The sequence below is a fragment of the Dactylosporangium sp. NPDC005555 genome, from assembly GCF_040605635.1.
In the GTDB taxonomy this organism is placed as follows: Bacteria; Actinomycetota; Actinomycetes; order Mycobacteriales; family Micromonosporaceae; genus Dactylosporangium.
In genome coordinates, this window is record NZ_JBEXDG010000003.1 from 339264 (window position 1) to 348206 (window position 8943).

The following is an 8943-nucleotide window of genomic DNA, read 5'->3' on the forward strand; positions in this document are numbered from 1 at the left end:
AAATTACCGGTCTGTGGTTGCTGCCGGGCCGTGGAGAGAGAATCGGACGATGGAACTCCTCGAAGGCCGGGACGTGCCGCTGGGCCGGTACTCGGTGGTGCGGCGGACGCTGCCGAACAAGGTCCGGCGGACCGTCGGCGCGTGGTGCTTCCTCGACCACTTCGGGCCGGAGGAGGTCACCGGGAAGCCGGGGATGCGGGTCCCGCCGCACCCGCACATCGGGCTGCAGACCGTGACCTGGCTCTTCGACGGGGAGATCCGGCATCGCGACAGTCTCGGCTCCGACGAGCTGATCCGCCCCGGCCAGCTCAACATCATGACGTCGGGGCGGGGCATCGCGCACTCCGAGGACTCCCCCGCCGCCAAACCGCCGCTGCTGCACGGGGTGCAGCTGTGGGTGGCGCTGCCCGCCGGCTCGCGCGACCAGGCGCCGCGCTTCGAGCACCTGGAGGATCTCCCGGTCGCGTCGGCGCCAGGTGTACGGATGACCGTCGCCGTCGGATCCCTCGGCGGGGTCAGCTCGCCGGCCGTCGTGCACAGTCCTCTCCTCGGCGCCGAGGTGACCGTCGCCGCCCGTACACCCGCCGAGATCACGATAGATCCGGCATTTGAGCATGGGGTGGTGGTCACCGGCGGCGCGGTGCGGGTCGAGGGCCTCGACGTGCCGCCCGGGTCGCTGCTGCACATCCCCGAAGGGCGCGCCGCGCTGCGGTTCGAGGGAGCCGGCCGGCTGTTCCTGATCGGCGGGGTGCCCCTGGAGGAGGACCTGGTCATGTGGTGGAACTTCGTCGCGCGCTCCCACGAGGAGATCGTGGCGGCGCGCGACGAGTGGCAGGCCGGCTCGGACCGGTTCGGGGTGGTGCCCGGCGGGCAGGAGCCGTTGCCGGCCCCCGCCCTGCCCATGACCCGGCTCCTGCCGAGGCACCGCGTCGCTTAGAGCAGTCGCCACAGGTGGTCGGCGGTGCCGTTGTCGTCGAACTGCACGACCTGCGCCGAGTTGGCCGTCGACATGCCCGAGACGCCGAGCACCTTCATGCTGTGCTGCACCTGGATGCGCACCCAGCCGTCGCCGTTGTCGATGAGCCGCCACAGGTGATCGGCGGAGCCGTTGTCCTCGAACTGCTGGACGAGGGCGCTGTTGGCCGTCGACATGTTCTGCACGGCGAGCATCTTGCCGCTGTTCTGGTTCACGATCTTGAACCAGCCGCCGCCGGCGTCGACGAGCCGCCAGTTGTGGTCGGCGGTGCCGTTGTCGTCGTACTGCACGACGTTGGCGCTGTTCGCCGTCGACATGCCGTCGACGCCGAGGACCTTCAGGCTGTTCCTGTTCTGGATCCGCTTCCAGGCGATCGGCGTGGTCGTGCCCTCGACGCGCCACTCCAGGATGCCCGCCGACACGCCCGCCTTGAGCTGCACGGCGAGCCGCAGCGCGGTGGTGCTGACGGCGGTGAACGTCACCCGGTTGAACGTGTTCGTCGCCGTCCCGGACGCCGACGCGCCGCTGACCGGCACCCAGGCGCCGCTCGCGTTGCGGTACTGGACCTGCCACGACTGGGGCGTGCGGCACTGGCCGGTGCCCGTGTCGTCGAACCAGTAGACCGACACCGCGTTCGTGGTGATCGCGCTCGCGTAGGTCAGCTGGACCCATTCGCTGGTGCCGAGGTGGTCCCAGAACGTCATCCGCGGGATCGACTGGTCCGCGGAGCTGCTGGGCACCTTGCCGTCGTTGATCGCCGCGACCGAGTCGCCGCTCCAGCAGTGCGACGCCGACGGGGTCGCCGGCAGCACCCACTCGACGGCGTCGGCGCCGTCGCTGACCCGCGGGAACGTGGTGATCCTGACCCGCTGCGCGCCCATCGGCAGCAGCTGCACGGTCTCGTTGGGCTGGGCGGATCGGGCCGGGCTCTGCTGCAGCGTGCGCACGACCCCCTCGGCGTCCGCCTGCCAGTTGGGGATCTTCCGGGCGGTGACGCTCAGCGAGACGGGCGCGCCGTCGCGGGTGAACGGGTTCGCCGCCAGGGCACCCGGCTTGCGGGTCACCGTCGCCTGCGGGTTCGCCGGGTCGATGAGCAGCCCGTAGTTCCACGGCGAGTCGGCGTACACCTCGTTGGCCGGCCACGCGTCGGTGCCGCCGATGCGCCGCCAGCGCTCCGCGATCGACAGCGAGAACGTGAGCGGGCCGTTGTCGACGCTGATCGCGTTGCCGTTCTTCGCCCAGGTCCGCACGGTGGTGCGCATCGGCAGCGTGACGGTGACCTTGTCGCCGTTGTTCCAGGTCTGGTCGACGATGACGAACGAGCCCGGCTCGACGGTGCCGGTGACGACGGTGCCGTTGACCCGCACGACCGCGCCGTTGCTCCACTTGGGCACTCGCAGGTACAGCGGGAACGCCACCGCACCCGGGGTGCCCATGCTCAGCGTGATCGTGTCGCTGAACGGGTAGTCGGTGTCCTCGGTGACGGTCACGGTCGTGGCGTTGGCGCCGACCTTCGCGGTCACCTGCGAGTTGCCGTACATGGCCGCGCACAGGCCCTTGTCCCAGGTCGCGAACCACAGCTCCTGCGCGTAGTACGGCCAGCCCATGCCGTAGTTGTGCGGGCAGCAGCGATAGTTGTGGATGCCCAGCATGTACGCCAGCATCGGGAAGTTGTTCTGGAACTGGCCCTGCGTGAGGGTCGCGTCCGTCAGCCCGATGCTGTTGGCGCAGGTGATGTAGTGGATGCCCTGCTGCGCCGGGTCGAGCGAGGCGGGCAGCATGTTGAACGCGAGGTCCTCGCAGCGGTCCAGCCAGACCGAGTCGCCGGTCATCCGGGCGAGCATCTGGTGGCTGTGCATGAACTCGACGATGCCGCAGGTCTCGAAGCCCTGCCGCGGGTCGGTGTAGCCGGGCCGGCAGTTCTCGTCGCCGGCGAAGCCACCGCCGGGGAAGTTGCCGTAGAGGCCCATGACCGTGTCGTAGTCGCGGTAGGTGGCGGCGGGGAACTTCGGGTCCGGGTCGAGCAGGCCGAACTGGGCCGGCTCGCGGAAGCCCTGGGCGAGGTTCACGTTGTGCCAGTTGGGGATGCCGTTGGTGTAGTCGGCGGACCCGGCGTGGATCTTGCGGACCAGGTCGAGGAGCCAGGTCTCGCCGGTACGGTTGAACAGCCAGTACACGCTGTCGATGTTGTCGCCCCAGCGCAGGGCGGCCCAGCTACGGTTGAACACGGCGGCGGGCTGCGCGTTCTGGAACTGGAAGTACTTGCGCATGAACGTGTTGACCCGGTTGTCCGGCGTACCGTTGCGCTCGTTGTACTCCGCGTGCGAGCGGATCGCGTCCAGCAGCGGCATGTGCGGCCAGAAGTCCGGGCCGCCCTCCAATGACGTGCGCAGGGCGTTCGGCCCGAAGAAGCCGTCGGCACCCTGGTTGTTGATGATCCCGTCGATCCACTGGCGGGCCAGGGTCAGGATGCGGGTGTTGCCGGTGACGTACCCGAGGTCACCGAAGCCGCGCAGCCAGTAGGGCAGTTCCTCCCAGGCGCCCTTGGTCTTGTCGACCCAGCCGCAGTTGTTGAGCTGCAGGTAGTCCGAGACCTCCGGCATGCGGCCGCAGAGCCCGTCGGCCTCGATGTTGAGCTGTGTGCGGAGCCAGCCGCGGGGCTGGACCGCGCCCGGCGGAAGTTTCAGGAAGGCGGTGGCCTTCAACGGGGCGAGGTTCGGCCAGTAGTGACCGCCCCGCGCACCCGGCGTGACGGTCTTCGCCGTCCGCACCGCGGCACCCGCGGGGCTGGCGACGCTGGTGGACAGGGCGATCGCGCCACCTGTGAGGGCGACACCGCTCGCGACGAACGTTCTGCGGTCCATGGACCGGACTCCTTTGCTCCTGGCGGGGAACATCGATGCCCGATTATGCGCAGAAACGCGCTTTTATGAAAGAACCCGTTGACTTTTGTTTATTTATCCTCGACCGGTGTGCGGTACCAGCGCAGCGCTCCGGCAGCCAGGAGCCCGAGCCCTCCGCCGAGCGCCACCGCGACCGCCCATCTTCCCCAGCCCGGCCCGGCGAGGCTGCCGTTGCTGAACACGGCCGCGTCGGCGAACCCGGTCATCACCGCCAGGCACGCCCCGGCGATGGCGGTCACGATGCCGGCGACCGGTTTCCGCAGCGCCTGCAGTACCGCCGCCGCCAGGACACCGAGGCCGGTGAGCAGCGGCCACAGCCGGGCGAGGAGCTGCGTGGCGAGATTCTCGGCAGGCGAGGTGGCCAGTCCCGCGCCGACGACGATCCACGCGACGACGACCCCACCGGCCACCGCGGCGACGACCGCCAGCGCCACCCGCGAACGGTGCGCGAAGGCCCCGATCACGACCGCGGCGAGGAGCGCACCCGACCACCACCAGCCGGTCCCGGGTGGGTTCGCGGCGCGGATCGTGCCCCGGATGATGCCCGGCGTCGTGCCGTCCACTTCGAGGGGGACGCTCCAGGCGCGGGCGGGCAGCTCCCTGGCCCGCTCGTCGTGCCAGCGCACGACCCGCTCCTTGGACACCCGGCGCCAGTCGGGCGGCGCCTGGGGGTCGGCGGTGCCGTCGACGACGCCGGTGAGGGTGCGGCTGGCCGCCCACGTCGAGGACCGCCGGTTCTCGTCCACCCCGTCCGGCGAGACGCGGAGGAACGCCTCCCCCTGTCTGCCGAGCACCACGACCGTCCTCGGCGAGGCGCTGCGCAGCTCCAGCCGGGCGCCCCCTTCGACGGCCCGGACGGTCACACCCGGCTCCGACACCGTGTCGACGCTCACCTCGTACCCGAGCGCGACGGGCGCATCGGCCCCGTGCGCCCGTGCCGGCGTGCCGTGCCCGACCGCCGCGACGACGCCGAGGAGCACCGCCACCAGGACTTTCGTCACCGTGCTGCGGGCCGTGTCGAGCGTCATCCGGCTCGCGCGGCGGCGATGGCGGCGACCAGGTCGGCGCGGGCCCGGGCGACCCGGGACCGGATCGTGCCGACGGGGACGTCCTCGATCTCGGCGGCCTCCGCGTAGGACAACCCGAGCACCTGGGTCAGCACGAACGCCACCCGTCGCTCGGCCGGCAACCCCGCGACCAGGTCGGCGGCCGCGTGCAACCCGGCGTGGTCGGCCCTGGCGAGCTCCTCGGGCTCCGCCGCGACCCGCGCTTCGAGCCTGCGCCCCCGCACCGCGGCCCGGACGTGGTCGGCACAGGCCCGCCGCGCGATCGCAAGGATCCAGGTCCGCCCGGACGACCGCCCGGCGAACTCGGGCAACGCCCGGAACGCGCGCAGGTATGTGTCCTGGGTCACGTCGTCGGCGTGATGCGCCCCGACGAGCGCCGCCACGAACCGCCACACCTCAGGCTGCGTAGCTCTGACGAACACGGCGGCCGCGGCCCGGTCCCCACCGCGCGCGGCCAGCAACGCGACCGTCGCAGGATCCGGGCGCCGGTCGTGGCTCGGATCCCTGGCCGGGTCAGCCACCACGCCGTCCTCTCCAGTCACGCGGGAAGCGTAGCGCCCGTTCCCGCCGGCCGGCCCCCCGCCTCGCCACCCGTCCCACACAGTGACAGACATCTAAGTCCCACCGCGCCTCGGCAGCCTCGGTCATCCACAGCCCTCCGCACTGCGGCGCCCGTCGCGCCCGGACCGGTCGTGGCGGGCGTTCGCCCAGCCGATGCTTCCGTGACGGGTTGCCGGGTCACCGTGACTGCCGTGCCGAGGCCCCAACTACCTGGTGGATCGCTGTTCTCCTGACCACAGCGATCCACCAGGTAGTCCAGTGTTCCGGTTGGCAGAGCGCACGACCTCTGCTGGATGATGCGCATCCGGCACGGCGGCGGGTGCGGCTTCCTCCAGCGGGCGGACGTGCCGCTGGCTGGTCGCGGTCCCGGGCTACTTGGTGCGGCGGCGGCGCACGACGAACTCGGCGGCGATCGCGCCCCCGACGAGCAGCACGCCGAGGGTGACCCAGAGCGGGACCAGGCTGCCGCCCGTCGAGGAGGGTTCCGCGGCCGGCCCGGTGGCGCCGGTGGCCGCGATCAGGCACGCGACCTCGACCGGCTGCGCGGTCGCGGCGGTCCCTGGTGCGGACGGGACCAGTGCCTGGCAGTGGCCTTCGACCGGTGCGCCGAGGTCGATCGCCACCCGCCACGCTCCAGGGGGCAGGACGCCGCTCCAGGTCTGGGTGCCGCGCTCGTCGCCGGTCTGTGTCAGTTTCTGCCCGACGATCTGCGTCGCCTGCCCGCTCCCCCCGGGTGCGGCACCCGTCCCAGGAGACGCAGACGCGGATGCGGCACCCGGCGCCCCCGATGGCGCGGGCGCGGTGCCCGAGGTGGCCCGGGTCTCTGAGGCACCCGGGGCACCCGGGGTCCCGGAGGCGGGCGTGGCGAGGGTGGCGGTCAGGGTCACCGGGGTGGGTTCGTTGATCGGGTGACCGTCCTGCCACTGCGCGGTGATCCACACCGAACCGCGCCCGTCCGAGTGGATCGTGACCGAAGCACCCCCGTGCGCCGCGGCGGGCGAGGCCTGACCGAGCGCCGCGACCAGGACCAGCGCGACCGCCCCGACCCGCCGGCCCAGCACCACGAGCCGCGCACGCCCACCACCGGCGAGCCACCCCGCCAGCACCCCGACCAGCAGCGACACAACCGCCGCGGAACGGGTCACGGCATCGCGGGGACGGCCTGGGGGCGGTCGTCGCGGACGTAGACGACCATGTCACCGGTCTGGATGGTGGTGCCCTCGGGGTCGGCGAGGGAGAGGACCTTGCCGCGGCGGAACAGGGCGATGACCAGCTCGGTCAGCTCGCGGGGGGAGGAGCCCACCTCGTCGCGGCGGGCGGAGCGCATCGCGAGGGCCATGCCCTGGCCGGGGGTGAGCAGGTCCTCGACGACCTCGATGAGCGGCGGAGCGGTCGTGGACAGGCCCAGCAGCCGGCCGGCGGTGGCGGAGGAGACGATCACGTGGTGAGCGCCGGACTGGCGCAGCAGGGGCGCGTTCTCCGCCTCGCGGGCGGCGGCGATGATCGAGACCTTGCCGGCGGTCAGCTGGCGGACGGTGAGGGTGACCAGGACCGACGCGTCGTCGCTGTCGGTGGCGATGATGATGGCCTTGGCGTCCTCGACCCTGGCCTCCTTGAGCACCGTGGAGCGGGTCGCGGAGCCCTCGACGACGACGAGCCCGTCGGACTGCGCCTGGCGGACGGCGGCCGGGTTGGTCTCCACCACGACCACCTGGGAGCGGTCCAGACCGTTCTCCACCAGGGTGCCGACGGCCGCCCGGCCCTTCGTGCCGTAGCCGCAGACGATGACGTGGTTCTTCACGCGCTTCCTCCACCGCTGCAACCTGAGGTTGGTGCGGTACTGCTCGGTCAGGACTTCGAGGGTGGTGCCGACCAGGATGATCAGGAACAGCACGCGGGCCGGGGTGATGATCAGGATGTTGGCCAGGCGGGCCGAATCGGAGACCGGGGTGATGTCGCCGTAGCCGGTCGTGGAGAGGGTGACGACCGCGTAGTAGAAGCAGTCGAGGAGGGTGAGACCGTCCTCGTTGACGTCCCGGTAGCCGCCGCGGTCGACGAAAATGACCAGGACGATCGCGGAGACGAGCAGGACCGCGAACCCGAGCCGGGCGCTGATCGCCCGGAGGGGACCCCGCCGCACTGCCGGAAACTGGATCACGTGCCCCGCCCACGGATTGCTGAATGGTCGAAACCCACCATACGTGCCAGGTATGACAGGACCGGCGCTGGGTAGCGAGCGCCCATGACGAGAGTGGGCGTGCTCGGCTCGTACGGTGGCTGCAATCTCGGCGACGAGGCGATCCTGACGAGCGTCCTCGCCGACCTGCGCGCACGACGGCCGGACGTGGGCGTCCTGGTGTTCTCCCGTGAGCCCGGGCACACCGCGGCAGCCCACCCGGACGTCGAGGTCGCGCCGTGGGAAGGGGTGAGCCGGGACCGGACCGCGGCCGAGGTGCGGCGGCTCGACCTGCTGATCCTCGGTGGTGGCGGCATCCTGTACGACACGGAGGCCCGCCGCTACCTACGGGTGGTCCGCACGGCGCAGGAGCAACGGGTGCCGGTCTTCGCGTACGCCCTCGGCGCCGGCCCGCTCACCGAGGAGATCGACTGCGCGATGGCGCGGGACGTGCTCGCCCGGGCGGTCGAGGTCACCGTCCGCGACGAGGAGTCCAGGGTCGCGCTCGAGGAGGCCGGGGTGACCTGCCGGGTGTCGGTCACCGCCGACCCGGCGCTGCTGCTGGCCCCGGAGGAGTTCGACGTCGGCCTGCTGCGCGACTCGCTGCCACCCGGCCGCCGCGTCGTCGGCATGAGCGTCCGCGAGCCGGGCCGCGCCGCGCAGCACCTGGACGCCGACGGGTACCACCAGCTGCTCGCCCACGTCGGCGACTTCCTCGTGCACCGGCTCGACGCGTCGCTGCTGTTCGTGCCGATGGAGCGCTCCGACATCCGGCACGCCCACGCCGTCCTCGCCCGGATGACGGCGGCCGAGCACTGCCGGGTGCTGCACGGTGAGTACCGGCCCGGCCAGATCCTCGACCTGATGAAGCACCTGGACCTGGCGGTCGGGATGCGGCTGCACTTCCTGATGTTCGCCGCCCTGGCCGGGGTACCGCTGCTGGCACTGCCGTACGCGGGGAAGGTCTTCGACTTCGCCTCCAGCATCGGCGCGCCTGTGCCGCGCGGCGTGGTCCGTGAGGCGGCCGGCCCGTTGCTCGCCCAGGTCGACCGGCTGTGGGACGAGCGGCCGCAGCGCCTGGAGGAGACCGCGTCACGGGTCGCGGCGCTGAAGCAGCGGGCCACCGAGACGGGCCGCCGCCTCGGGGCGCAGCTCGACCGGACGAAGGTGGCGGCATGAGCGGCCAGCGGAGCGTCTCGGGCCGCTCATCATGTGACAGTTCCGGCTCAGGTCGGCGCTGGAGCGAAGCGGAGGCGACGG

General features: G+C 71.9%; 7 protein-coding genes. 2 read left to right on the top strand and 5 right to left on the bottom strand.

Annotated features, from left to right (window positions below):
- Positions 1–49: 49 nt before the first annotated feature.
- A complete protein-coding gene (locus tag ABZS58_RS05880) occupies positions 50–937 on the top strand; it encodes a pirin family protein (RefSeq protein WP_354778014.1) in 888 nt (295 codons plus the stop codon).
- Here ABZS58_RS05880 and ABZS58_RS05885 read toward each other — a convergent pair.
- The 5 genes from ABZS58_RS05885 to ABZS58_RS05905 form a co-directional block, all read right to left on the bottom strand.
- The gene (locus ABZS58_RS05885; protein ID WP_354778016.1) at positions 934–3840 is read right to left on the bottom strand and encodes an RICIN domain-containing protein; all 2907 of its coding nucleotides are present in this window, start codon (positions 3838–3840) and stop codon (positions 934–936) included. The two genes, ABZS58_RS05880 and ABZS58_RS05885, sit on opposite strands and share 4 nt — an antisense overlap.
- Before the next feature lie 89 nt (positions 3841–3929).
- Positions 3930–4907, bottom strand: a complete 978-nt coding sequence (locus ABZS58_RS05890) for a hypothetical protein (RefSeq protein WP_354778018.1) — start codon at positions 4905–4907, stop codon at positions 3930–3932.
- Positions 4904–5404: a sigma-70 family RNA polymerase sigma factor gene (locus ABZS58_RS05895; protein ID WP_354778052.1), complete on the bottom strand. Its 501-nt coding sequence runs from the start codon at positions 5402–5404 to the stop codon at positions 4904–4906. Before ABZS58_RS05895 ends, ABZS58_RS05890 begins: the two co-directional genes overlap by 4 nt.
- Positions 5405–5878: 474 nt before the next feature.
- Entirely contained in the window at positions 5879–6652 is a 774-nt protein-coding gene (locus ABZS58_RS05900; RefSeq protein WP_354778020.1) for a hypothetical protein, read from the bottom strand.
- The gene (locus tag ABZS58_RS05905; RefSeq protein WP_354778022.1) at positions 6649–7665 is read right to left on the bottom strand and encodes a potassium channel family protein; all 1017 of its coding nucleotides are present in this window, start codon (positions 7663–7665) and stop codon (positions 6649–6651) included. Before ABZS58_RS05905 ends, ABZS58_RS05900 begins: the two co-directional genes overlap by 4 nt.
- 84 nt (positions 7666–7749) lie before the next feature.
- Between ABZS58_RS05905 and ABZS58_RS05910 the strand changes: the two genes are divergently transcribed.
- A complete protein-coding gene (locus tag ABZS58_RS05910) occupies positions 7750–8862 on the top strand; it encodes a polysaccharide pyruvyl transferase family protein (RefSeq protein ID WP_354778024.1) in 1113 nt (370 codons plus the stop codon).
- The last annotated feature ends 81 nt before the right edge of the window (positions 8863–8943 follow it).